The 23,405-nt window shown below is 54.8% G+C and carries 23 protein-coding genes and 1 other annotated feature; of the genes, 3 read left to right on the forward strand and 20 right to left on the reverse strand.

Going from position 1 to position 23,405, the window contains the following annotated elements:
• Positions 1 to 59: 59 nt before the first annotated feature.
• The 3 genes from RJP21_RS05660 to gpr all read right to left on the reverse strand — a co-directional run bounded on the left by RJP21_RS05660 (position 60) and on the right by gpr (position 2,947).
• Positions 60 to 443, reverse strand: coding sequence for a hypothetical protein (locus tag RJP21_RS05660; protein WP_310858438.1), 384 nt, complete (start codon positions 441 to 443; stop codon positions 60 to 62).
• A 36-nt stretch (positions 444 to 479) separates the two neighbouring features.
• Complete coding sequence (locus RJP21_RS05665) at positions 480 to 1,802, reverse strand: stage II sporulation protein P (protein ID WP_310858439.1); 1,323 nt, start codon at positions 1,800 to 1,802, stop codon at positions 480 to 482.
• Positions 1,803 to 1,945: 143 nt separating this feature from the next.
• Entirely contained in the window at positions 1,946 to 2,947 is a 1,002-nt protein-coding gene (gene gpr, locus RJP21_RS05670) for a GPR endopeptidase (protein ID WP_310858440.1), read from the reverse strand.
• Positions 2,948 to 3,105: 158 nt separating this feature from the next.
• On the opposite strand from gpr, the gene rpsT reads away from it, so the two are divergent.
• Together rpsT and RJP21_RS05680 are read left to right on the forward strand one after the other, a co-directional pair.
• Complete coding sequence (gene rpsT / locus RJP21_RS05675; RefSeq protein ID WP_310858441.1) at positions 3,106 to 3,378, forward strand: 30S ribosomal protein S20; 273 nt, start codon at positions 3,106 to 3,108, stop codon at positions 3,376 to 3,378.
• 135 nt (positions 3,379 to 3,513) lie between these two features.
• A complete protein-coding gene (locus RJP21_RS05680) occupies positions 3,514 to 4,728 on the forward strand; it encodes an MFS transporter (RefSeq protein ID WP_310858442.1) in 1,215 nt (404 codons plus the stop codon).
• 165 nt (positions 4,729 to 4,893) lie between these two features.
• On the opposite strand, the gene holA is transcribed toward RJP21_RS05680, so the two are convergent.
• The 6 genes from holA to RJP21_RS05710 form a co-directional block, all read right to left on the reverse strand.
• Positions 4,894 to 5,913 carry a DNA polymerase III subunit delta gene (holA, locus tag RJP21_RS05685; RefSeq protein WP_310858443.1) on the reverse strand — a complete coding sequence of 340 codons (1,020 nt, stop codon included), beginning with the start codon at positions 5,911 to 5,913 and terminating at the stop codon, positions 4,894 to 4,896.
• A gap of 294 nt (positions 5,914 to 6,207) precedes the next feature.
• Positions 6,208 to 7,455: a zf-HC2 domain-containing protein gene (locus RJP21_RS05690; RefSeq protein ID WP_310858444.1), complete on the reverse strand. Its 1,248-nt coding sequence runs from the start codon at positions 7,453 to 7,455 to the stop codon at positions 6,208 to 6,210.
• Positions 7,452 to 8,000, reverse strand: a complete 549-nt coding sequence (locus RJP21_RS05695; protein WP_160043384.1) for an RNA polymerase sigma factor — start codon at positions 7,998 to 8,000, stop codon at positions 7,452 to 7,454. The genes RJP21_RS05690 and RJP21_RS05695 overlap by 4 nt, the downstream gene beginning before the upstream one ends.
• A 334-nt stretch (positions 8,001 to 8,334) precedes the next feature.
• The gene (locus tag RJP21_RS05700) at positions 8,335 to 11,001 is read right to left on the reverse strand and encodes a ComEC/Rec2 family competence protein (protein ID WP_310858445.1); all 2,667 of its coding nucleotides are present in this window, start codon (positions 10,999 to 11,001) and stop codon (positions 8,335 to 8,337) included.
• 128 nt (positions 11,002 to 11,129) lie between these two features.
• A complete protein-coding gene (locus tag RJP21_RS05705) occupies positions 11,130 to 11,648 on the reverse strand; it encodes a deoxycytidylate deaminase (protein ID WP_310858446.1) in 519 nt (172 codons plus the stop codon).
• 54 nt (positions 11,649 to 11,702) lie between these two features.
• Positions 11,703 to 12,386, reverse strand: coding sequence for a ComEA family DNA-binding protein (locus RJP21_RS05710; RefSeq protein ID WP_310858447.1), 684 nt, complete (start codon positions 12,384 to 12,386; stop codon positions 11,703 to 11,705).
• A gap of 200 nt (positions 12,387 to 12,586) precedes the next feature.
• Here RJP21_RS05710 and comER point away from each other — a divergent pair, with 200 nt between their 5' ends.
• Entirely contained in the window at positions 12,587 to 13,417 is an 831-nt protein-coding gene (gene comER, locus RJP21_RS05715) for a late competence protein ComER (protein WP_310858448.1), read from the forward strand.
• A 171-nt stretch (positions 13,418 to 13,588) separates the two neighbouring features.
• On the opposite strand, the gene leuS is transcribed toward comER, so the two are convergent.
• From leuS to RJP21_RS05770, 11 genes are all read right to left on the reverse strand, one after another.
• On the reverse strand, positions 13,589 to 16,030 hold the full coding sequence (gene leuS, locus RJP21_RS05720) for a leucine--tRNA ligase (protein WP_310858449.1): 2,442 nt from the start codon (positions 16,028 to 16,030) through the stop codon (positions 13,589 to 13,591).
• 100 nt (positions 16,031 to 16,130) lie between these two features.
• Positions 16,131 to 16,381 (reverse strand) — a binding site (T-box leader).
• A gap of 109 nt (positions 16,382 to 16,490) precedes the next feature.
• A complete protein-coding gene (locus RJP21_RS05725) occupies positions 16,491 to 16,949 on the reverse strand; it encodes a GNAT family N-acetyltransferase (protein ID WP_310858450.1) in 459 nt (152 codons plus the stop codon).
• Positions 16,950 to 17,200: 251 nt separating this feature from the next.
• Entirely contained in the window at positions 17,201 to 17,971 is a 771-nt protein-coding gene (locus tag RJP21_RS05730; protein ID WP_160043389.1) for a class I SAM-dependent DNA methyltransferase, read from the reverse strand.
• 48 nt (positions 17,972 to 18,019) lie between these two features.
• Complete coding sequence (locus RJP21_RS05735; protein WP_310858451.1) at positions 18,020 to 18,916, reverse strand: CvfB family protein; 897 nt, start codon at positions 18,914 to 18,916, stop codon at positions 18,020 to 18,022.
• Positions 18,913 to 19,260 carry a ribosome silencing factor gene (gene rsfS / locus RJP21_RS05740; RefSeq protein WP_160043391.1) on the reverse strand — a complete coding sequence of 116 codons (348 nt, stop codon included), beginning with the start codon at positions 19,258 to 19,260 and terminating at the stop codon, positions 18,913 to 18,915. The genes RJP21_RS05735 and rsfS overlap by 4 nt, the downstream gene beginning before the upstream one ends.
• Entirely contained in the window at positions 19,257 to 19,835 is a 579-nt protein-coding gene (gene yqeK / locus RJP21_RS05745; protein WP_160043392.1) for a bis(5'-nucleosyl)-tetraphosphatase (symmetrical) YqeK, read from the reverse strand. Before yqeK ends, rsfS begins: the two co-directional genes overlap by 4 nt.
• On the reverse strand, positions 19,807 to 20,409 hold the full coding sequence (gene nadD, locus RJP21_RS05750; RefSeq protein ID WP_160043393.1) for a nicotinate-nucleotide adenylyltransferase: 603 nt from the start codon (positions 20,407 to 20,409) through the stop codon (positions 19,807 to 19,809). Before nadD ends, yqeK begins: the two co-directional genes overlap by 29 nt.
• A gap of 17 nt (positions 20,410 to 20,426) precedes the next feature.
• On the reverse strand, positions 20,427 to 20,717 hold the full coding sequence (gene yhbY, locus RJP21_RS05755) for a ribosome assembly RNA-binding protein YhbY (protein WP_160043394.1): 291 nt from the start codon (positions 20,715 to 20,717) through the stop codon (positions 20,427 to 20,429).
• A 61-nt stretch (positions 20,718 to 20,778) separates the two neighbouring features.
• Positions 20,779 to 21,645 (reverse strand): shikimate dehydrogenase, encoded by an 867-nt coding sequence (locus RJP21_RS05760; RefSeq protein WP_310858452.1) that lies wholly within the window; start codon positions 21,643 to 21,645, stop codon positions 20,779 to 20,781.
• Positions 21,646 to 21,682: 37 nt separating this feature from the next.
• Positions 21,683 to 22,810: a ribosome biogenesis GTPase YqeH gene (gene yqeH, locus RJP21_RS05765; protein ID WP_310858453.1), complete on the reverse strand. Its 1,128-nt coding sequence runs from the start codon at positions 22,808 to 22,810 to the stop codon at positions 21,683 to 21,685.
• Positions 22,810 to 23,334, reverse strand: coding sequence for a YqeG family HAD IIIA-type phosphatase (locus RJP21_RS05770; protein ID WP_160043397.1), 525 nt, complete (start codon positions 23,332 to 23,334; stop codon positions 22,810 to 22,812). Before RJP21_RS05770 ends, yqeH begins: the two co-directional genes overlap by 1 nt.
• Between the last annotated feature and the right edge of the window lie 71 nt (positions 23,335 to 23,405).

The following is a 23,405-nucleotide window of genomic DNA, read 5'->3' on the forward strand; positions in this document are numbered from 1 at the left end:
TCAATCAATTTATTATAGCAGTTGAAATAAAGGCGGGCAATCCCACTTGCGACCACAAGTCATTCGGTAATGGAATCGAACATGGAAACGACCAGCCGGATGCCTTTTTGCGAAAGATTTTGCAGCAAGCCGGCGGTTTTGTCCGCCAGCACGTCCACCGTCGGCTTCCCGGTTTCCGGCGACAAAATTTGTTCCGGCGTCAGGGTGCGGGTATCCTTGACCTCTACCTGCTCGGGTTCTTTTTCCTCGACCTTGAAACGGTTCGAGCTTTTTGGCGCGGGGGCTTGTCCCTTGCCGGCGGCCGCGGCTTGGCTGCTGGCGTATGCCGGGCTTGTTCCGGTGTCCGGCTGAGACCCTCCGGAGCTTGCAAGCTGCATGCCGATCAGTACGCCAATGCCGGCCCAAACCCCTACCATCCAAATTCTTTTCGCCCATTTCGACATGACCGCTTCCTCCTTCGTCCATACCGTAAATTCGACTTAATTGACGGACCCTGCCTTTTGGGCCGATCCGGACTTGTCCGCGCTTGCTTTCTCGGCATTTTGGGTTTCGAAATACAAATCCGCGATGATTTGCCCCAGCACCTCTGCCGTCCGCTTCAGTTCTTCGTTTGTGCTGTCGATGCCGCCGACTTCGATCAAGATGCTGTTTCCGGAAAGGGACTGGTTATATTCGCCGTTGCCTTGGGATGAAGTTTTGCCCCAAATGCCCCGGGATATTCCCGGATATGCCTTCTCCAGCCGCTCGTGGATCGCGTTTGCGAAAGCTTCGTTTTTGCGCCAGTTTTTGTTTTCGTGGCCGATGATAAAAAACACCTGGGCGAAACTCTTTCCGTCGATGACGGTCGTCGTTTTCGCGTGCCGTTGCGAATCGCGGTGGATATCGATCAGATAGTCCAGCCCGCCGTTTTGGGCCATGGCCTCTTTTACCGTCTGACGGGAATATTTATATGAAAAATTATAGTTGTAACCATTCACGGTATTGGCGTAATCCTTCTCCGAGTGAACCGTCCCTACCCCCAGCTTTTCCAGCTTGTCGGCCATATATTTCCCGACCAGCATGACGTTTTTTTCCGGGGAGGTCGAGCTCGGATTGTCGCTGGTTTTGCTCAGCAGCGGATTATAGGCTTCTCTCGGATGCGAGTGATAGATCATGACCACTTTTTTGCCCGAATTGGCGGCCGGAGGCGTTTCCGTTTTGCTTGGACTTTTCGGTTCCTGCTTGGACGTCCCCGTATTGCCGGGCTCCTTTTTCGGACCGGGTTCGGGCTCTTTGGCAGGCGTTTGGGGCGTTTGGTCCGTTTGCTTCGGCGGTTCCGTTTTGGCCGGTTTTTCATTCGGATCCTCCGCTTCGGGCGGCAGATGAAAATCTTCGGGCGGGACCATGTTTTGGTTGCCGGCGGCGCTCCTCAGCAGCACCGGATCGTTTGATCCCATCCCCGGCATCTCATTGGCCAGCAGGCTTTTCGGATCGCGCGGGTTGACGCTTGTCAGCATTTGAAACACAAACGTCGTCATCTTTTCGCCTGAAAACGTCGACGCGCCCTTTTCCTTGTCCAGATGCGGCACTTCCATGCCCAGCATGTCCATAAAAAACCGGCTCGACAGCGTGCCCGCAAAACCTTTCATGGACGAAACGGGGGAAGAATTCAATTTATTTTCCGCTATTCCGCCGAGCCCCAGCATGACAAAAAACAGAAACGACCCGATCACCAGCAGCAAAAACGTGCGTCCCATGGACAGCATGCGCAGCATCTTCGTTCTCCATTTGCGGATATTCCACAGCCGAAATCCATTTTTCATTGTGTCGTCCTCCTGAACTCTCTTATACTTCAAAACTATGAGCGGAGGAGAATCGCTAGAACCAAAAATGATATATTCGCAGAAAAAAAAGAAGCCGCGATAGATTCGCAGACTTCCTTTTTTGTTCGATGAGTCGACCGGATTTAGTGGGTATAGGCCCCGGCATTGCCCGGATCGACGGCTTCATGCAGCGATGCGTTCAGGCCGCTGGCCACGATGTTGGCGATATCCTCGATAAATTCGTCGATTTCTTTCGGCGTGACGATCAGGTCGTGCCCAAGCGGCTCCAGCACCTCCTTGACCAAAGCAAGCCGCTCGTTTTCGGAAATGCTGTCGAGCAGCCCCATAATTTCGCGCGTTTGCTTCTGGTCGCCGCCAAAATGCTTTTTCATCATTTCCATCACGTTGTTGACGATCGTGGACGCGTAACATACGGTCGGCACGCCGATGGCGATGCAGGGGACGCCCAGCACTTCTTTGGTCAATCCCCGTCGCTTGTTGCCGATGCCCGAACCCGGATGGATCCCGATGTCGGCGATTTGGATCGTCGTGTTCACGCGTTCCAGCGAACGGGAGGCCAGCGCGTCGATGGCGATGATCAAATCCGGCTTCGTCCGGTCGACGATGCCCTGCACGATCTCGCTGGACTCGATCCCCGTAATGCCGAGGACGCCCGGCGCGATGGCGCTGATTTGGCGGTAGCCCGGCGCGACCTGGTCCGGCATCAGCTCAAAATATTGGCGGGTCACCAGCACGTTTTCCACCACGAGCGGACCCAGCGAGTCCGGCGTCACGTTCCAGTTGCCCAATCCGACGATGAGTACGGTGTCTTTCTTTTGAATGCCGATGAGCGTCAGAAAATCCTCGAATTCTTTGGCGAAAGCTTCCGCTACCCGCTCCTGCAGACCCGTATCCCCGTTGCGGAGCCCGGGCACCTCCAGCGTGACGTAATGCCCTTTGAGGCGGCCGATCGCCTGCGAGCCCTCATCGGTCAGCACGTTCAACCGGGTCACCTTAATGCCGTCCTTTTCCGAAACCTCTTCATCGACGCCCGGAATCGAATCCGGATACTGCTTTGCGGCAAGCTCTCTGGCATCCACCGCCAAATCGGTGCGCACGTTATATTTTTGCAGATCCAACTCCATCTCAAAATCATCCTCCTTTGCCGTTTTCCTTATAGTGTGCGGGAGGCGGCCTCCGATTATGCAAGCCTTAGTATTGCTTTTTGCGGTACCCCATGCTAAACTATTTTAAGTTGTGAATCATTTCGAGTAATTCGAATGCCTTACAGGAGGTGAATGCAATGCCAAACATTAAATCCGCCGTTAAACGCGTAAAAACGAACGAAAAACGCCGTGCGCTTAATGCTTCCCAAAAATCCGCGCTCCGCACAGCTGTGAAAGCCGCTGACGTTGCGCTGGCAAATAATGAAGTTGAAGCTGCTAAAGCTGCAGTTCAAGCCGCTTCCCAAAAGCTGGACAAGGCTGTGACTAAAGGTCTCATCCACAAAAACGCAGCAAGCCGCAAGAAATCCCGCTTGGCGCAAAAACTGAACGCTCTGAATGCACAAGCATAAGGGTGTTATCCATACGATGTAAATGAAAAGTCCTGAACAGCCTAAAGCTGATCAGGACTTTTTGATTCAATATCCTTTGCGTACATATTTTCGTGATCCCAAGCCCACAACACAATTGTCAGGAGTTGACGAGCAGTGGAAATCTGGAAGAAAAACTTATGGGTTTTATGGTTCGGTTCTTTCATCGTCTCTTCAAGCTTCTCCATGGTCGTACCGTTTCTCCCGATCTTTCTCATTCAAATCGGCACGACCGAAAACGTTGAAATGTGGTCCGGCCTGCTGTTCAGCAGCGCGTTTTTGGCCGGGGCGCTGTCTTCGCCGTTCTGGGGGGCGGTTGGCGACAAATACGGCCGCAAAGCCATGATCGTCCGCGCCGGTTTTGTGCTGTGCGTCATCTACATTTTAACCTCCTTTGTCACGAGCCCGGTGCAGCTGCTCATTTTACGGATTTTGCAGGGACTACTTTCCGGCTTTATACCGGGGGCCATCGCCATCGTCGGCACCAATACGCCCGAGCACAAGGTCGGGTACGCGCTTTCGACGATGTCGACCGCGACGGCGACCGGGAGCATCATGGGGCCGCTGCTTGGCGGCGTGCTGTCAAAGCTGTTCGATAACCGGCTGGCTTTCGCCAGCGCCGGCGTGCTTTGTTTTCTGGCCACCCTGCTGGTCATCTTTTACGTCAAGGAAGAAAAGTTCGTGCCGGGCAAAGGGCGCGTGTCCGTGTTCAGCACCATCAAACTTGCCGCCAATAATAAAACGCTGCTGATCGTGCTGCTGCTGACGATGCTAACGCAGTTTTCGGTCATGACGATCGAGCCGGTGCTTCCGCTTTACATCGTGGAATTCGGCCATTCGGCCTCCGATGCCTCGATTTTGGCGGGCGTCATATTCTCGCTGGTCGGAATCGCCAGCATTCTGTTCGCGCCGCGTTGGGGCAAACTCGCCGACAAAATCGGGTTCCGGAAAATCCTTTTGATCGGGTTGTTTGCCGGAGGCGTCGGGTCGCTGCTGCAAATCCCGTTCCATAACATTTGGGCCTTCTCGATCGTCAGATTTTTGTACGGATGTTTCTTTTGCGCCGTATTCCCGGCACTGAACGGCCTTGTGGTCCGGGCGACCTCGGCCGAATTCCGCGGCAGAGCGTTCAGCCTGAGCCAAACCTCAAACCAGCTTGGCGGCATGCTTGGTCCGCTTGCGGGCGGCGCCATCAGCGGCGTGTTCAGCATCCATACCGTCTTTTTGCTCACCGGAATTTTGCTGCTGCTGACGATGGGCCTCGCCTTTTGGTCCGGACGGTTCGGCCATCAAACGAAAACGCCTTCATCCTCTAGTACGATGAATCACTAAAGAATCTTTTCCCTCCTTGACACATTGGCGTAACCGTCACCCTCAGACTTGAGTGCCGAGGAGCCTGCAAACCGTATGAGCTTCACACATCGATTTCCAACAAAAAAAGCAGGTCAGCCGTCCCGGGTCATATCCAAACCGTCCGGCTGCCTGCCTTTTTCTTTTTTATGCTGCGAGCCGCAGCAAAAACAGTTCGAGGCCCAACACTTTGTCGATGGCTCCCGTCTTCATCTGGTAATCCAACGTGCCCAGCCTGCTCAAAATTTGCTTCAGCTGCGCCGCCTGAAATTTCCGGGCCTGTTCGCCGGCAATTTTTACGGCATACGGATGAAGGCCGAGCTGAGAAGCGATCTGCTGCTGGGAGTAGCTTTGTCCTGCAAGATCCTTGACCTGAAGAATGATGCGGAATTGCCTTGCGATGAGGGCGGCGATTTTGATCGGCTCTTCCTTTTGCTTCAGCAGCTCATAGAAGATCGACAGCGCCCGGTCCACCCGCAGATTCGCAATATCCTCCACGAGCGCAAACACGTTTTGTTCCGTGCTCCGCGCAATCAGCTCGTCCACTATGTCCGGGCGAATGGTTCCGCCTTTGCCTGCGTACAGGCAGAGCTTGTCGATCTCGGCGGCGAGCGTTTGCAGCTGGGTGCCCGCATTGCGGATCACCGCCTCAGCGGCGCTCTCTTCCAGCGTGCAGCCTTGCTCTTTCGCTTTTTTGACGATCCATTTCAAAAGATCTTCGCTGCCAAGCGGCATAAACGATAAAAGCGTACCTCCGGTTTTGACGGCCTTGACGATTTTTTTGCGCTCGTCCAGCTTTTCCTGATTGACGATAAACACGAGGACGCTGTATTCAGCCGGATTTTTCATATATTCAAGGAGCGATTCCGGGCGATGCTCCACTTTGCCCTGGTCTTTGCCCGCCGTAAAAACGGACGCATCCTGCACCAGGATCAGCTTGCGGGGAACCATAAACGGCACCATTTCCGCTTCCTCGATGACCTGCTGCAGAGGCGTGTCCGCCAAATCGTAGTGAACCAGCGCAAAATCGCGCTCGCTCTCGGAAACGGCATGCTCCGTAAGGAAGGACACAAACTCGTTCATTTGATATTTTTCCGTTCCGTACAGCAAATACACGGGAGCGATGTCTCCCTGCTTCACGGCTTTGGCCGCCGCTTTTACGTCCACGCTTCCGCTCCCCCTTTCATTATGTAGCCCACGTAAGATTCGACCTGCCTTATTATATTATCAAAATTCCGCATGTGGTAAAACAGCAGAAGGACCTCTCCTAAAGGAAAGGCCCCTCCGTCCCAGCTCATCTATGATAAACACCGGCGGGCAGGACTCTAGAAATCCCGCCGCCAGTGGTTACACGACGATTCTGGTTCGCTTCCAATTCTAAGCGTATTAAATCCTATTCCATATCTCTTGAAATGGTGCATGCTGTTTTCTGTATTTTTTCGTTGCCGGAAACTTTGCGGCTTATGGATTGGAAGCTGCCGAGTCTTCGACCCTGTAAGTTTTGCTGGTCGCCGTCCCCTGATCGTCCGCCGTTTGATAGGTAAAGACGGTGCTGTCCGCGGACCAGACCCCGGATACCCAGCTGCCCTGCAGATCAATGGTTTTAACGGCCTTCTTCTGGCTTTCCTGGTCCGACACGGCGTAAATGACCAGTTTGTTGTCTTCCACCGAAGCGACGTATTTGCCGTCGGGAGAATTGATTTGCGCCGCCGGCGTTTTGAGCGCGCTGATTCCCATGCTCACTTTTTCATCGGCGAGGGACTTTTCCTGAGCCGGATCACCCGTCTCGTTGGCTTGGCCCTGCGCCCCGTCCTGGCTTGCGCCGCCGTCTCCGCCCGTATTGCCCGCTGCGGTCGCTTTATCCAGATTCGCCGTGTCATCGGCCGGCTTCTGGGCAGGATCTTGTTTCTCTTTCGGTTTTTCCGCGGGAGCGCCCTTTTGGGAAGCCGATACCGATTCATCCGGAGCTTTGGCATCGGTTTTCGCGTCGGTTTTGGCATCGGCGCTGCGGCTTGCTTCGGGATTCACCTTATCCGAAGGCGCCTCGGACTGGACCGGCTGTTCCTTCTCCGCGCGATCCGAAGACGACGTGTCCGCCGATTTCAGCTCCGACGCACCGCCAGCGCTTGCAGCGGCATCATCTTCCGCAGGCGTGTTGCCGGGTTCGGCGCTGTACAGCATCTCACGCTTCGGTTCGAGATCCTGCCGCTCTCCTCCGCTGCCCTGCGAGGAGTCGGCGGAAGTCGCCGCGCTGCCGGCCGTTTTTTGCTCCGATGCTTTGAAGGCAGGCTCTTCCGCGGTAGACAGATGTTTCTGCGGATAGCTGTATATCGCCACGCCCAGAATGACCATCGCCGCTACAGCCCCGATGGCCGTTCGTCCTGCGACGGAATTTCGAAATTTGCTGTTGCGCACTTGACGCGCCGGCACCGGCACCATTTCGGCGGGAGCTTCCTCGCGCGAGGCGCTTTTTTCCTGGCGGGCCTGGTCTATGGCGTCAAGCTGGGGCATGATGGCGTCCACGATGCTGAATTTGGGCGTTACCTTCGGCAAATCCTCCAGGTCCCGGGACAATGATTTCAGCATCCGAAAGGTTTCCGTACATTCAGGACAATGTTTCAAATGCTCATACAGCTGCACGGTTTCTTCCTCGCTCAAATCATAATCCAAATAACGGTGCATCCACTCCACCACCTCTGGACATTTCATCCTGATACACCACCTTTCTGATGCTCTTGAAGCATATTCTGGAGCTGCTGCCTGGCCCTGAACAGATAGGATTTCACGGTATTCAGCGGAAGGTTCAGGCAGTCAGCGATTTCGTTGTAAGAAAAATCCTGCAAATACCTAAGCACGATGACGCTTCGATGATGATCCGGCAGCTGGTCGATGGCCTCCTTGATATCCTGGGCCAAATACGAGGACATGACGGTTTTTTCCACGTTCTCTTTGTCCTGAAATACCAGCTCATGTTCGTCGATGGAAACCGTCGGTTTCGTGCGCCTGAATTTGTCGATGCAAATATTGGTCACGATCCGCTGGACCCATGTTTTGAACTGCGCCTTTTCCTCATAGGAGCCGATTTTGGTATAGATGCGGATCAATGCTTCCTGGGAAGCGTCCATCGCATCTTGTTCGTCGTTTAAAATATAGTAGGCTGTGCGGTACACTTGATGCTCAATTTCTCTTAATAGGGTGATTAGAGCGTCGCGATCGCCCGATTGAGCGGCTCTTATGAGTCCCTGCTCTACCACAAAGGATCCCCCTCTCCCTGCATTCTAACAGACGTGCAGGCGTGTAAAATTGTTGCAATTTGTAACCAACTTTTTTTATCATTATAAGTTCGATATATCCTATGTACGTAAGACCGCTTCGGGCCGCGTTTCTCCCGAAAATGGCAAACCCCAATTAAGGATACCAAATTCTAGTGAACCCGTCACCAACAATCCTGTTTTGCTTACGCAACTCATCCATTTTACGTTGTTTTTTCGATCATTTCTTTAAAATTTTGTCAGAAACGGACCGGATTCATCCCCTATTGATGTCAATTCCGTCATGTTTATGAGCAAAACATAGTAACACCGTCTGCTAGCGCATCAGACCCAGCTTGCTCCGGATTCGGATGCCTTCAGGCCGGATTAGCATCTGAACTTCGCCGTTTTGGTCCGTCCGGAACAGTTCGGCGCCTTCGTCTTCGATCCGCTGCACGACTTCGGCATGCGGATGGCCGTATAAGTTGTTCACGCCCGCCGATATTACGGCGGCTTTCGGCTTCCAATAATGAAGCCAATCCTCGCCGCTGGACGATTTGCTGCCGTGATGGGCGATTTTGATCACGTCGATGCCCGCTTGGGAGACCTTGGCTGTCATTGTGCCGGCAGCGTCTGAAGCTGCGGCAGTCATAGCCGTTTGGCTGCTCCTTGCCGTCCACTCCAGCACGGCCTCCTCCGCAGCCTTGTCCATATCGCCTGTAAACAGCAGTCTCCTCTCGTTCATGGTCAGCACGAATGCCACCGACACATGATTCTGGCTTTTTTCGACCGGAACCTCCTCCTGCTCCGTGTCGTCCATAAGCGGCGATATAAAAGCCAATTCCGTATGCCGATCCGGCTTCAGTTTCATGCCCTGATGGACGGCATACACGGGAATCCGGCGCTTCAGGGCCGTATCCATCAGCTTGTCGAATGCCTTCGTACCGGCAAGCGTTCCGTTAAACAGGAAAGCTTTTACGGGGATTTGCTCCAAAACGGCCTGAAGCCCCCCGGCATGGTCCTGGTCCCCGTGCGTAACGATCACTGCGTCCAAACGGTGGATTCCCCGCTGCTTTAACAGGGGCACGACAACCTTGGCGCCGACTTCGAACGGTTTTTTCCGCTCCTTCCAGCCGTCCGCGGGTTTGCGGAAATTGACCGTGCCTCCCCCGTCCACCAGAATGTTCCGTCCTTCCGGAGTCGTAATCAGGATGCCGTCCCCCTGCCCGACGTCCAGAAACTGCACCAGTCCCGCCCCGTTGAGGAAAGTAGGCCGATATTCCCAATATATCAGAAACAGAAAGGCAAGCATAATACCGGTCAGCGCCATTCTCATTTTTTTGTTGTTAGGTGCATTTCCGGCATCAATGGAACGTCCGGTCCCCCCGAGTTCCGCCGTTTCGTCTTCAACGATTCCCGCCGGTATCCGGCTGCGGCTTCCGGCGAGGCGGCTCGCCAAATATAAAATCAGGTACATGAAAACAAAATAAGCGGCGATCCACGCCAAAGACGGCGATTTCCAAATGGTGACGAACTGCGGAAACCCGTTCAGCCAACGAACCAGCCGGAACGTCCAGTCGCTTGTGAACTCCGTCACCCATCCCGCGGCCTTTCCGGCCGGAAGCCAAATCCAGCCGAGCAGCAGCGACACGGCGCCAAGCGGAAGCGTAACAAAGGTAATAAACGGCACCAACACGAAATTGGCCGCAAACGACAGCAGCGAAAACTGATTAAAGTAATAAACGGTAAGCGGAAACGAAACCAGCTGGGCGACCAACGTTACATTCAGAGCCCCGGCGATGCGCTTGGGGAGGAATCGAAGCAACTTACTCATCAAGGGAACGTAAACCATCAGCCCGGCGGTCACCAGAAAGGACAATTGGAAGCTGACGCTCAGCAGGTAATACGGGTTCCACAGCATCATCAGCAGAGCCGCCGCCGCCAATACGTTCATGCCGTCCTTCAGCCACCCTTTTCTCGCTGCATAAAGCCCGATCATGCCCATAATACCGGCTCTTACAACAGAGGGACTTACGCCCGATATGAGCACGTATACGGGAATAAGGAGCATCGTCAGAAGAAGCGCCTTTTCCCGGGTCATTTTCAATAAGGAGAACAAAAACAGCAGGCTTGCGACGAACACCGCGACATGCATGCCGGAGATCGCCAATATATGCGTCAAACCCAGCTGGGAAAATTGCGAATACGTTTCGGGATCAATATCGTCCTGCATGCCGATGAGCAGGCCCTTCATATATCCGGCATGCGGCTCCCGGAAAATTTGCCCGAGCTTGTCTCCGAGGCCGCTGCGCGCGCCGTCGTTCCACCGGAAAATCATGAGCGCGCTCCACGGCGAAGCCGGCGGCGAAACTTGCGCGTTTTGCGTCCCTTTCACTTTAAAAAGCCAATGGATATGCTGCGTCCGCAGGTAGGCCGCGTAATCGAAACCGCCGAAATTGCGGGCGTTGCCCGGAAGCTCAAGCGTTCCGACCAGTTTAATCCGGTCGCCGCGCCGCCATGCCCGCGCCTCCGCCTGCTGCTCCATGCTCTGGAGTTTGACTTGCACCATCACACGCTCATGAAGCCCTTCGGCCGCAGGTATGCTTGTCCCGCCTTCGCCCCAAGGGGCCTCCCCCTGCATGCGTGCCGTCCGAAGCTCCAGTTGAAAATCGGCACGGTCCCCGTCGACGTCCACCGCCGAAACGACCGTTCCCTCGCCATGCAGCATCATGCCGTCCAAACCGCCGGCTTCGGCCGCCAGCGCCTCCGGCAGCTTCGTGACGTTTCGGCCATCGTTTAAAAGCCAGTACGCGCCCGACAACGTTACCGCAATCCACAAGATGAGCATGCTCCGAAGCAGCTGCCTGCGGAGCAGGACCGCAGCGGAGAACAGAAGCGTCACTCCACCCCAAATCAAAAGCAGCCGCATTCCCAAAAACGCGTACGCCAGACTGCTCCCGGCCAGCCATCCGGCCGTACCGACGATCAATGGCCTTCCTTTCACGGCGGTTCACTCCCATCCCCATATTCTAGATCTACGCTAAAACAAAAAAACCTCCGCCTGCGGTCAATCGCCGCTTTGGCAGAGGTCCTTCCCCAAAAACATCATGGTGAGTCTTTTTTCCTTCCCAATCAATTGCAAACGTTCATGACGGTTTCGCGCGGAGGTTCGTAGGATGGCAGCCCGCGGAACACGATCCCCTTCTGCTTCATCATCTCCGTCACCTTATCCGAATCCTTCGGATAGGAGCGGTGAAACACGATTTCCGTCACGCCGCTGTTCGCGAGCATATTGGCGCAGGTCCAGCACGGCTCGTCCGTAACGTAAACCGAACTTCCTTCCCGGTCGATCCGGTCCGTAAAAAGCAGCAAATTTTGCTCGGCATGAATGGTACGCACGCAGCGCTGCTTTTTGACCATTTCCTGTTTGCCGTCATGCTCGATCATTTCGATTTCCTCCGCAATCATGCAGCCGGCCTCCGAGCAATCCGGTACGCCCATCGGCGCGCCGTTGTATGCGGTGCCCAGCAGCTTTTTGCCCTGAACAAGCACGGCGCCGACATGCCTGCGGGGACAGCGGGAACGCGTCGAGACCATGTAAGCAATGTCCATAAAGTAGGTATCCCAGTCTTTTCGTGTTTCGACGTTCACGTGTAATCACCTGTTTATCATAGAATGTTTGTCTTATTGTAGCACATCTCCGGGCTAAAGCTCTATGTAAGGCTTCATTTTTTCAAGCATTTTCGGGCCGATGCCCTTGACCTTGTCCAAATCCGAGATTCTTTTGAACGGTCCGCGCTCGTTTCTGTAGTCGATGATCGCCTGCGCTTTTTTGGCTCCGATCCCGGGAATGTTCATCAGTTCGGAAGCCGGCGCCGTGTTGATGTTGATTTTTTTGCCCGAAGGCGCCGTCTCGGCGCCCGCTTGCACATCTGCGGCGTTTTGAGGCGCGGTATTAGCTTGCGTACCGCTCGTCCCTTGATCCGGCTGTTTCGAAGATCCGGACGGTTCCGTTCCCGGCAAAGCCGAACCGTTATCCTGCCCTGCCGGGTGAGTAGCTTGCGTGGCTTCTCCTGGCTGCCGGTTCGATTGCGAAGCCTGCCCGGATTGCTGCGTTTGGGAGGCCTGTCCGGGTTGCTGCGTTTTTGCCGGATTTGCTCCTGTTTCCGCATTCACGGTCCCTGACCCGGATTTCTCCGTGCCGGATGAAACCTCGCCGTTTTTCTTCCCGGGTTCTATCTCCTGCTCCTCTTTCATAGCGGCGGCGAGATGATCGTTGAGCGGTTTCCACCCTTCCACCCCGTCTTCATGCCCTATGCCGGACAGCAGAATGAGGGCGCTCCCCAACACCGCGCAGCATACGCTTGCTGCCAACGTCCGTCTTTTCACAGAAAAACACCTCTTTTATGAAATGTGATCGAATATTGCTTTACTCTCACAAGGTTGCCTTTGCGCTGTCCTTAGACGCAAACAAATCATTCCGCCCCAGCCTGTTCTGCCGAAAAGCCGTCATGAGGTACATGCTCATGTGCATACATTATTGAGAAGGACTGCGCTGTTACGACAAAGCACGAAAGGAGGGGAACGATATGAAGGTAGGCTTCATCGGAACCGGCAGTATGGGAAGTATATTGATCGATGCCTTCATTGCTTCCGGTGCGCTTAGGCCCACGCAAGTCTTCGCAAGCAACCGCACCTTGGAAAAAGCCACTTTGCTCGCGCAGCGTCACCCCGGACTGAATGTATGCAGCAGCAATTCGGAAACCGTAAAAAACTGCGATATCGTGTTTGTATGCGTAAAACCGCTTCAGTATAAAGCATTAGTGGAGGAAATCAGAGATGACGTAAGACCGGATCAAATATTGGTATCCATTACAAGTCCGGTTCAAATTCACCATCTCGAACATGCCCTCGCCTGCAAAATCGCCAAAGTCATTCCAAGCATCACGCATTTAACCTTAAGCGGCGCATCCCTTTGCATGTACGGCGCCCGCATCGACGCGGAAGACAGGCTCGTGCTTGAAAAACTGCTGAGTTCGATCAGTGAGCCGCTTGAAATCAAGGAAGCCCACGTGCGGATTTCCTCGGATTTCTCCAGCTGCGGCCCCGCTTTTATCAGCTTTTTCGTGGACCAATGGGTCGAAGCCGCCGTGGAAATGACCGGAATCGGACGCGAGCAGGCTATCTCCCTTGCCGGCGAAATGCTGCTCGGCACGGGCAGGCTGCTCACGGAAGGAGGTTTTCATCCGCTTGAGCTGCAGGAGCGTGTCGCCGTCCCCGGCGGCATAACCGCCGAAGCGCTTGCGCTGCTCAAACAAAGCCTGAACGGCGTGTTCAACCAATTGATTGCCACGACGCATGCCAAATACGAAGAGGATCTGCATAAATGCGACAGCCTCTTTGGCGATGCCGGCACCTAGCCGGGCTGGACTTACGGTTAACATGAAGCAGGATCATAAAGGCGTGGTTTCAAACAAAAATCCCCGTACAACAATGTACGGGGATTTTAATGCTTTTAAATCCTGGTTTGGATGAGGCGGGATAGTTTTCGAATTTGCAAAACATTTCCGCCATATCCGCGGCATATGAAATTAGTTGGCGACGATATTGACCAGCTTGCCCGGAACCGCGACCACCTTGCGGACGGTTTTCCCGGCAATGGCTCCCTGAACGCTTTCCTGGGACAGGCTGAATTCCTGCATAGCCTCCTGGCTCATGTCTTTGGCGATTTTGGCGCGCTGCACGATTTTGCCGTTCACCTGGATGACGATCTCCACTTCGGAGTCCACGGTCCATGCTTCGTCGAAAGTCGGCCATGGCTCATACGTGATCGATCCCTCGTGTCCGAGACGTTCCCACAGCTCTTCGGCGATATGCGGCGCAAACGGGGACAGCAGCTGCGTGAAGTCCTCGATCGCTTTGCGCGGAAGCGCGTCGGCTTTGTAAGCATCGTTAATGAAGATCATCAGCTGGCTGATCGCCGTGTTAAAGCGCATATGCTCCATGTCTTCGGTCACTTTTTTGATCGTTTTATGCCATACGCGTTTGAAGTCGTCGCCGCCTTCGCCGTCCGTCAATTTCGGATTCAGGCTGCCGTCGTCGTTCACGACGAGGCGCCAGACGCGGGACAGGAAGCGATGCGCGCCTTCCACGCCGTTTTCGTTCCATGGTTTCGTCGCTTCCAGCGGCCCCATGAACATTTCATAGATACGGAGCGTGTCCGCGCCGTAGTTTTCGACGATTTCGTCCGGATTGATGACGTTGCCGCGCGATTTGCTCATTTTTTCGTTGTTCGTGCCAAGGATCATGCCCTGGTTGACCAGCTTCTGGAACGGCTCCTTCGTGCTGACCACGCCCAGGTCGTACAGCACCTTATGCCAGAAACGGGCATACAGCAAGTGGAGCACCGCATGCTCGACGCCGCCGATGTACAGGTCGACCGGCATCCACTCCCGTTCTTTCTCCTTCGAGACGAGCGCTTCCTTGTTGTGCGGATCGATGAACCGCAGGTAGTACCAGCAGCTGCCCGCCCATTGCGGCATCGTGTTGGTCTCGCGGCGCGCTTTCATGCCGGTTTCCGGATCGACCGTTTCCACCCATTCGGTTACGTTCGCAAGCGGGGATTCCCCGGTTCCCGAAGGTTTGATTTGGTCGATGTCCGGCAGCATCAGCGGAAGCTGATCCTCAGGCACGGTTTTCATCGTTCCGTCTTCAAGATGCAAAATCGGAATCGGTTCGCCCCAATAACGCTGGCGGCTGAACAGCCAGTCGCGCAGGCGGTAGGTCGTTTTCCCTTGGCCTTTGCCGTTCTCTTCAAGCCATGCGATCATTTTGGCGATCGCCTCTTCGGTGCCCAGTCCGTCCAGGAAGCCGGAGTTCACATGCACCCCGTCTCCGGTGTAAGCTTCTTCCTGAACGTTGCCGCCTTTGACAACCTCGATGATGTCCAGACCGAATTGCTTCGCGAATTCCCAGTCGCGCGTGTCATGGCCCGGAACCGCCATAATGGCGCCTGTTCCATAACCCGCGAGGACGTAATCGGCGATCCAGATCGGCAGCTTCGCGCCGTTGACCGGATTGACGGCATAAGCGCCCGTAAATACGCCGGTTTTGTCTTTGGCAAGATCCGTGCGCTCCAGATCGCTTTTGCGCGCGGCGAGATCCTGGTACGCTTTGACGGCTTCCCGCTGCTCCGGCGTCGTAATGTCGGCTACGAGCTCATGCTCGGGAGCCAGCACGCAATAACTCGCGCCGAACAAGGTGTCCGGACGGGTCGTAAACACCGTCAGATGGCCGTCATGTCCTTCGATGGCGAAATTCACTTCGGCCCCTTTGGATTTGCCGATCCAGTTGCGCTGCATGTCCTTGATGCTTTCGGACCAGTCGAGATCCTCCAAATCCTCAAGCAGCCGCTCGGCGTACTCGGTAATTTTCAGCACCCATTGCCGCATCGGCTTGCGGATGACCGGGTGCCCGCCGCGCTCGCTTTTGCCGTCGATGACTTCTTCATTGGCAAGCACCGTGCCCAAGGCCGGGCACCAGTTGACAGGCAGCTCCGCTACATAGGCGAGGCCCTTTTTGTACAGCTGGATGAAAATCCATTGCGTCCATTTGTAATATTCCGGATCCGTCGTGCTGATCTCCCGGTCCCAGTCGTAGGAAAAGCCGAGGGATTTGATCTGGCGGCGGAAATTGTTGATGTTTTTTACCGTGATATCGCGCGGATGTTCGCCCGTATCAAGCGCGTGCTGCTCGGCCGGCAGGCCGAACGCGTCCCATCCCATCGGGTGAAGCACATTATAGCCGCGCATTCTTTTATAACGGGATACGATGTCGGTAGCCGTATAACCTTCCGGATGGCCTACATGAAGGCCTGCGCCGGACGGATACGGAAACATGTCGAGCGCGTAAAACTTCGGCTTGCCCGGTTCTTCTCCCGTTTTGAACGTATGGTGTTCATCCCAATACTTTTGCCACTTCGGCTCGATAGACTGGTGATGATACCCCTGAGCCTGCTGCTGGTTTTCACTCATTGACTCATTGCCCCCTCTTACAGTCAGGCGGACGCTGAATGCGCCGCATCTTTCGCTAGAATCTCATTAAAAAAACCTCTGCAATCCATAGCGTATTCGCGCTAGGGACGAGAGGTTTGATTCCCGTGGTACCACCCTAGTTAGCGGGAAAACATGCTTTGCTTCCCACTCCCTTTGCACCCTTAACGGAGGTGAGACGATGGTTGTTCACGCTAGGGACCGGCCAAATCCGTCCCCCGTTCCAACCATGACTCCGAGGCGAGTTCATTCCGCTTCGTCAACCGGCTTGCACCGACCGCCGGCTCTCTGGGTGACACCGCCGAAACTACTACCCCTCATCATTGCCGTAAATATCATGAAATTGTTGCTAAACATTAAGTCATATTATATATAAAACGCGAATTATAGTCAATCCGGTCGCTTTTTCGGGCTTCCTTCGCTTAAAGGCAAATGCCGTGCGTCAGCCGAAAGTTTTGATGAAGTTTTTTTGGTCCTTCGTAAAAACGTAGCCGCGGTTTTCGTAAAATCGGTGGGCCTGCGTTCTGCTGGGATGGGACAGCAGCTTTATCCCGGAATATCCGTTATCCTTCCCCCACTGCTCAAGCCTTCCGATCAACAAGCTTCCGATTCCCTGATTGCGAAGCTCCTTTTTAACGACAAACCCCAAAACGTTAACCAGGGAGTCCGAAAAAAGCAGCTCATACGGGCTTCCGTGGATGTATCCGATCACCTTGCCGTCCCGTTCGCCGACAAAAACGACGTCTTTGGTTTTGCTTGCGATGATTTCGATCCGCCGCTTGACTCTCTCTTCCGAAAACGTACGAAAATTAGGGTTGAAATCCACGTTCAGCCAATAAACGTCGCGATCATCGGTTGGCCGGATTTCCCTGATCGTAACTTCTCCCGCGTTTTCTGCCATGCCTGCTCCTCCTCTTATTTCCGTCATCCGTTCGACGATGTATTCGGCGCGGACTTCCGTGTTTCCTCCCAAGCGAATAGCGGGCGCAGCATAACGGCCATCCAGATTAACCCTGTAAATAGGGCCGCAGCTTCAAGACCGATTCAGAAGCTTGCGGGGATGACGGAACATAAACCTTTTGAATCAAAAAAGCCGGCCCGCCGGAAATGTAATTTCCGACGGCCGGCTCGTGTTATCCTTTTGCAGCAAATCTATTTGACCGCGACATAAAACAGCCTCTGGGCATCGTCTCCGGGCTCCGCCCATTGAAAGTCCGCGAAGCATTTCACATCCCGGAAACCGGCCTTGACCAGCTCCGTTTTCATCCATTCCGGATCATAGGCGCGCTGTACATGCGTTTCCTCGAACCGGCGGTATAAACCGCCCTGCTCCTCCTTCGCGAAAATGCTCAAGTGATGTTCGATTTCGCAGCGGGAGGCATCCAGCTCGCAGGTCCATATGTACGATACCGACCGGTCATCCCAAACGAAAGGCTGTTCTTCGGCATAACGGATGATGGTGTTCGGGTGATGCACGTCGAACACGAAAATGCCTCCGGGCTTCAGCCCCCGGTACGTATGCTCGAACGCGGAAACGACGTCCCGTTTTTCGGTAAGGTAGCTGAAGCAATCGCAAAAAGAAATGACCGCATCCACCTGTTCCGGAACCTCCCATTCCCGCATATCCTGCTGAACCCAACGGATGGAGCCTTCGCGGAACAGCCTGCTCCCTTTGGACGTGCTTTCCATTTTCCGTCTGGCAACGGACAGCATATCAGCGGACAGGTCGATGCCCGTCACCTCGAAGCCCGAATTGACGAGCGGAATCGTAATGCTGCCGGTGCCGCAGCCGAGCTCGACGACGCTTTTGGGCATGCTCCCATGTTTCTCCCAGGCCTCCCGCGCAAAACGGAGCCAATCCGGATAAGGCATGTCCTCCATCAGCTGATCATAGACATATGCAAATTTCTGGTAAGAAGACATGATGACACCGCGCTTTCTGTTCATTTCGGGCAAATGGAGCCGGAAAAGCTACTCTTGCCCTTCCTGCTCCTCTTTTTCCAAATACGTCCAACTTTCCTTTTGCGTCACAAGTCCTTCCTTCATCAGCTTGCCCAGCGCCCGCTTGAAAGCCGATTTGCTGATACCGAAACGCTGCTTGATAATGTCCGGCGGCGTGGCGTCCGAATAAGGCATGGCCCCCGACGGGCGCTCTCTCAGGTAGGCCAGAATCCGTTCCGAGTCGATGTCGCGCCCGACCTCCTTGCGCTGCGCCATGGAGAGATTGACGCGGCCGTCCTCGCGGATATGGCTTACGCGCACGTCGATCTCCTCTCCCAGGCGGAGCAGGCGGATCCGTTCCGAGGAATGGATCATCCCGATGACGCCCAAACCGACCACTCCGCCGTCCACGATGACGAAAGTACCCATCTGCAGCGGCCTGTACACCGTAGCCTTGAACCATTGGTTCAGCCACGACCCCGGCGCCCTGAACGCATGCTGCGACAGCTCTTGCTCTCCCGCCAGCTTGGCGCGAAGGCGTCCCTGCTTGTCATGCTCCATGATGACGAATACCGAGTCGCCGACTTGCGGATGAAGCTCCTTCATTTCAGGCAGCTCGCGGATCGGCAGCAGCAGCTGGCGTCCAAGCCCCATCTCCAGAAAACAGCCGAGCCGCGGATGCACGTCCGCCACGACCAGCTTCGCCATTTCCCCAAGGGTAAGGTAAGGTTTTTTCATCGTGGCCGCGAGGCGGTCTTCGGTATCGTAAAAGATGAATACCTCGACAAGGTCGCCCGGCTTGATCTCGCGCGTAAGCTCCGAATAATGCAGCAGGACGTCCTGCCCTTCCGCATCGAGAAAATAACCGTACGGCGAAACCTCGCGCATCACTTCATAGGTCTGGATCGTGCCTGCAACCGGACTCATACCGTTTCCACGACCTTGGCATCCGACCACAGGCGTTCGATATTGTAATATTCGCGCTCATCCCGGTGAAAGACATGGACGATGACGTCCCCCAGGTCGATCAGCACCCACCGCGCCGAATTGAGGCCTTCAATCCCGCGGATTTCCGAGCCCGATTCGTGCACGCGCTTGCGGATTTCGTTCGTGATCGATTGGACCTGCGTATCCGAGTTCCCGTGGCAAATGACGAAATAATCCGCGATCAGCGATACGCCTTTCAAATCGAGCGCCACGATATTCATCGCTTTTTTATCTTCGGCAGCTTCCACTGCCAGGTTGAGCAATTGTTCCGATGTAAGGGTCATGAATTCGCCTCCAACTGTTTGATAAGATCGTTTCGCGCAAAAAACGTCAGCGGATAAATGATCTGCCGCCGCGACACCAGCAGGCTGATGGTGGAATCGAATCCGGCGATCAGCCCCTCTTCAAGGCTATGGTTGGCCAGTTCGCGGATATTATTCACGCCGGGAAAGTCCCTTCCCGGTTCGATGTAATCCGCCAGGCACACCACTTTGTCCATCAGCGTCATGCCGATCCGTCCGGACGTGTGGTACTTGATGGCATCCAAAATTTCCGCGTCTTCCACGCCGTAATCGCGTTTCGCGACGAATGCGCCCACCTCGGCATGCCACAGCGATTTGTCGTACAGCAGAAGGTCCTTGGACAAATCGTTGTCGCGGATGATCGCTTCCATTTGCTTGACGGGCCAATATTTGGCGACGTCATGCAAAATCGCGGCCCGCTCGGCTTTGGCCGGATCGGCGCCGTAACGCTCGGCGAGCTTTACGGCCGTTTCCATGACGCCTTGCGTATGCTTCCAGCGCATGGCCGGCATCTGCTCCGAAACCGATTTAATCAGTTCTTCGCGGCTGAATTCCATACAATCCTCTCCTTCTGATATAGTCGTAGACGCTGTCCGTTACCATATAGCGGATCGAATGGCCCGTGGCCAGCTTTTCCCTGATTTCGGTCGACGAGATGTCGACCTGGGGCATGTCGGCCAAATGCACTTTGCCCTGCAAATAGCCGGGCAGCGCATCCAAATCCAGCGTAGATCCCGGCCGCCCCACGCCAATAAACGTCATCAGGTTGACCAGTTCCTCGATGCCTTCCCATTTCGGCAAATAATTGACCATATCGGCGCCGATGATGAAATGAAAATCTATGCCTTCAAAGGATCGGCGGATTTCCTTTACCGTGTCGATGGTGTAGGAAACGCCTCCCCTTCTGATTTCAATGTCCAACGTGCGGAAGCAGGGGTGGTCCGAAATGGCTTCGGCCACCATGCCGAGCCGGTCCTCTCCCGACGCTCCGGCCTGTTCCTTGTGGGGCGGGATGTGGCTTGGCATGAACCAGACCTGGTCCAGCCCGAACGAATCCCTTGCCGCTTCGGCGGCCAACAAATGGCCGATATGAATCGGGTCAAAGGTGCCGCCCATGATGCCTACCTTCATGGTGAAACCCTCCCGCATTATGGCAACTCTATCGTTTTATGGTCTTTGGATTCTTTGTACAAAATAATCGTGCTGCCGATGACCTGCACCAGCTCGGAACCGGTGCTTTCCGCCAATTCCGCGGCGATATCGTGTTTATCTTCAAGGCAATTGTTCAGCACGCTGATTTTCATCAGTTCCCGTTTCTCGATCGCTTCGTTGATGTGACGCACCAGCTGTTCGTTGGTTCCTCCCTTTCCGACTTGAAAGATCGGCTCCAAATGATGCGCGAGGGACCGAAGATAACGTTTCTGCTTACCCGTTAGCATGTATAATCATAACTCCTTAATATTCAACTGTACTCTGAATGGTTTACCCTAGAAAATTAAGCTATCCGCCCATGTCCTTCAGCACCGCGTTTCTCATCGCGGCGACCGGAGCCGGCAGGCCGGTCCAGTATTCGAGCGCGTAAGCGCCCTGGTTCACGAACATGCCGAGGCCGCCATGGACAATGCAGCCTTTTTGCGCGCTTTCCGCCAGCAGTTTCGTTTGCAGCGGATTGTAAATGAGGTCGCTGACGACGATCCCTTCCGGGATCAAATCCGTATCGACCGGGGTATGGGCCATGTTCGGATGCATCCCGACCGAAGTCGTATTGATCAAAATGTCGGCGTCTTTCAAGCATTCCGGCAGCTGCATCATCGATATCCCGCGGATGTCCGCGAGATCCTTCCATTCGGCGGCCATCGCCTCCGCCTTGTCGACCGTCCGGTTCGCAACGTAGATCCGGTCCGGATTTTCCAGCGACAAAGCGTAGATGATGCCCCGGGCGGCGCCGCCCGCGCCGAGCACCACGATCTTTTTCCCTTTCAGATCGGGCGCCGCCTCTTCCTTCAGCGAGCGCACGTAGCCGATGCCGTCGGTGTTGTACCCGGTCAGAACGCCTTGATCGTTGACGATCGTATTGACCGCGCCGATCCGGAGCGCCGTTTCGTCGAGATGGTCCAAATGCGGAATCACCTCGAGTTTATGGGGGATCGTCACGTTGATCCCACGGAAACCAAGCGCTTTGATGCCTGCGATCGCATCCTTGACCTGCCCGGTTTTGACATGCATCGGCACGTAGGCGCCGGGAAGCCCGAGCGCTTCCAGCGCAGCCTGATGCATGACGGGCGACTTGGAGTGGGCGATCGGATCGCCGATCACGCCAAGCAGCACCGCCCCGGTGCCCGCAAGCCATTCCTTGTTTGTGACCATATCTTCCTCCTGCCTCTCCCGCAGACTCCCAAGCTCATTAGATCAAGGAAGGTCTGGCAAGCACTTTGACGCCTTTCGGCGCGTGAACGGCCGTTAAGGCCCCTTGATCGCCGTTGACTTTGATCCACCCCAGACCGGAAATAAACAGATCGAGCTTGCTGCCTTTCGGCACGCGGATTTCATGCCTCGTCCACTCCGGCATTTCGCCGAGACGGTCGGTGTCCGGCGGCGACAGCAGATCTCCGGCATGATCTTTATATAAGGCGTCAGCTTTTTCCAGCTTCGTTCTGTGGATGTTCAAGCGGTTGCTGATAAAGCAGGTAAAGGACTGCCGTTCCCCCTGGATAAAGTCAAATCGGGCCATGCCGCCAAAAAAGAGCGTTTGTCCCTCGTTCAGCTGATAAACCATCGGTTTCAGCGGATTTTCCGGCATGATCGCGCCCAGATCCTTCCGGTTTACGAGCTCGCTGTACCGCCACGGATAAACGATCCCCGGCGTATCGATGATGAAATGGCCGTCATCCAGCGGGATGCTGACCATGTCGAGCGTCGTTCCCGGATATCGCGAGACGGTCAGCTCCTGCTCAAGATCGCTGTAATCCCGAATCAAGCGGTTGATCAGCGTGGATTTGCCTACGTTGGTTCCTCCGACGACGTATACGTCGCGGTTGCCGCGGCGTTCGGCCACCGCCTCCAGGAGACGGTCGAAACCTTGGTTTTTCTTGGCGCTGCAAAGGATAATCTCCTCGGTTTTAAGCCCGTGCTCTTTGCATTGCTTTTGCACCCAATTAATGATTTTATTCCAATTCGTCACTTTTGGCAGCAGGTCGATTTTGTTGACGGCCAAAATGACGGGGTTGTTGCCTACGAACCGCTGCAGCCCCGATATCAGGCTGCCTTCGAAGTCGAACAAGTCGACGATATGGATGACGAGCGCGTCCTTCCCGCCGATTTGGCTCAACAGCCGCAGGAATTCATCCTGATCCACCGTCACGGAAGAAGCTTCGTTGTAATTTTTGATGCGGAAGCAGCGCTGGCAAACGACCGGATCCCTGCCAAGCGACTTTTCCGGAATGTATCCCGGCAAATCGGGATTCAGCGTCTGCAGCCCGATGCCGCAGCCGCTGCATTTTTGGACCCCTTGTCCTTCTATCGGACCTTTCATTAACGTTTTTCCTCCTCAAGCCATAGTCCTTTTTTTCGCAAGCGCCTCAGGGCGATTTTCTCCAGGCGGCGGTTGATCCTCGTCCCCCAGCCTTCGTCGCCGATGGAGATCGGAAGCACCAAAACCGTAAAGAGACCCAGACGGTTGCCGCCGTACACGTCGGTCATCATCTGATCGCCGACGACGATCGTTTCTTGACCGCTCAACCCCATCATGTTCATGGCCTTGCGAAACGGCGCATTGCTGGGCTTGCGCGCCTCATGGACAAACTCGATGTTCAGCGGCGTGGCGAAGGCCGACACGCGCTCCATCCGGTTATTCGACACGATGACCAGCTTAAAGCCGATTTTTTTTACGCGTTCGAACCAGGCAACAAGCTCCGGGGTGGCCAGCGGCTCCTTGGCCCCGACGAGCGTGTTGTCCAGATCGGTGATAATGCCCCGGTAGCCTTTGGCGTACAGGTCCTCCAGGTCGATGTCGAATACCGTATTCACCCTCAGTTTGGGGATAAACATTTCAAACAAATTGTTGTCACCTCAGTTTCATAGGACAAACTATACCATAATCCGCGTAGTTAGCAAAATCATCCGTTCAA

Source organism: Paenibacillus sp. VCA1 (assembly GCF_031583795.1).
Classification (GTDB): Bacteria; Bacillota; Bacilli; order Paenibacillales; family Paenibacillaceae; genus Paenibacillus_AQ; species Paenibacillus_AQ albilobatus.

What these genes read in the sequence shown, in the direction of transcription:
- RJP21_RS05725 (WP_310858450.1), bottom strand. Translation starts at nt 16,949, where the DNA reads ATGGCAGAAAACGCGGGAGAAGTTACGATCAGGGAAATCCGGCCAACC.
- RJP21_RS05665 (WP_310858439.1), bottom strand. Translation starts at nt 1,802, where the DNA reads ATGAAAAATGGATTTCGGCTGTGGAATATCCGCAAATGGAGAACGAAG.
- RJP21_RS05760 (WP_310858452.1), bottom strand. Translation starts at nt 21,645, where the DNA reads ATGGTCACAAACAAGGAATGGCTTGCGGGCACCGGGGCGGTGCTGCTT.
- yqeK (WP_160043392.1), bottom strand. Translation starts at nt 19,835, where the DNA reads ATGGAATTCAGCCGCGAAGAACTGATTAAATCGGTTTCGGAGCAGATG.
- RJP21_RS05730 (WP_160043389.1), bottom strand. Translation starts at nt 17,971, where the DNA reads ATGTCTTCTTACCAGAAATTTGCATATGTCTATGATCAGCTGATGGAG.
- rpsT (WP_310858441.1), top strand. Translation starts at nt 3,106, where the DNA reads ATGCCAAACATTAAATCCGCCGTTAAACGCGTAAAAACGAACGAAAAA.
- nadD (WP_160043393.1), bottom strand. Translation starts at nt 20,409, where the DNA reads ATGAAGGTAGGCATCATGGGCGGCACCTTTGACCCGATTCATATCGGC.
- yqeH (WP_310858453.1), bottom strand. Translation starts at nt 22,810, where the DNA reads ATGAAAGGTCCGATAGAAGGACAAGGGGTCCAAAAATGCAGCGGCTGC.
- gpr (WP_310858440.1), bottom strand. Translation starts at nt 2,947, where the DNA reads ATGGAGTTGGATCTGCAAAAATATAACGTGCGCACCGATTTGGCGGTG.
- RJP21_RS05660 (WP_310858438.1), bottom strand. Translation starts at nt 443, where the DNA reads ATGTCGAAATGGGCGAAAAGAATTTGGATGGTAGGGGTTTGGGCCGGC.
- leuS (WP_310858449.1), bottom strand. Translation starts at nt 16,030, where the DNA reads ATGAGTGAAAACCAGCAGCAGGCTCAGGGGTATCATCACCAGTCTATC.
- yhbY (WP_160043394.1), bottom strand. Translation starts at nt 20,717, where the DNA reads ATGCTAACGGGTAAGCAGAAACGTTATCTTCGGTCCCTCGCGCATCAT.
- RJP21_RS05690 (WP_310858444.1), bottom strand. Translation starts at nt 7,455, where the DNA reads ATGAAATGTCCAGAGGTGGTGGAGTGGATGCACCGTTATTTGGATTAT.
- comER (WP_310858448.1), top strand. Translation starts at nt 12,587, where the DNA reads ATGAAGGTAGGCTTCATCGGAACCGGCAGTATGGGAAGTATATTGATC.
- RJP21_RS05735 (WP_310858451.1), bottom strand. Translation starts at nt 18,916, where the DNA reads ATGAGTCCGGTTGCAGGCACGATCCAGACCTATGAAGTGATGCGCGAG.
- rsfS (WP_160043391.1), bottom strand. Translation starts at nt 19,260, where the DNA reads ATGACCCTTACATCGGAACAATTGCTCAACCTGGCAGTGGAAGCTGCC.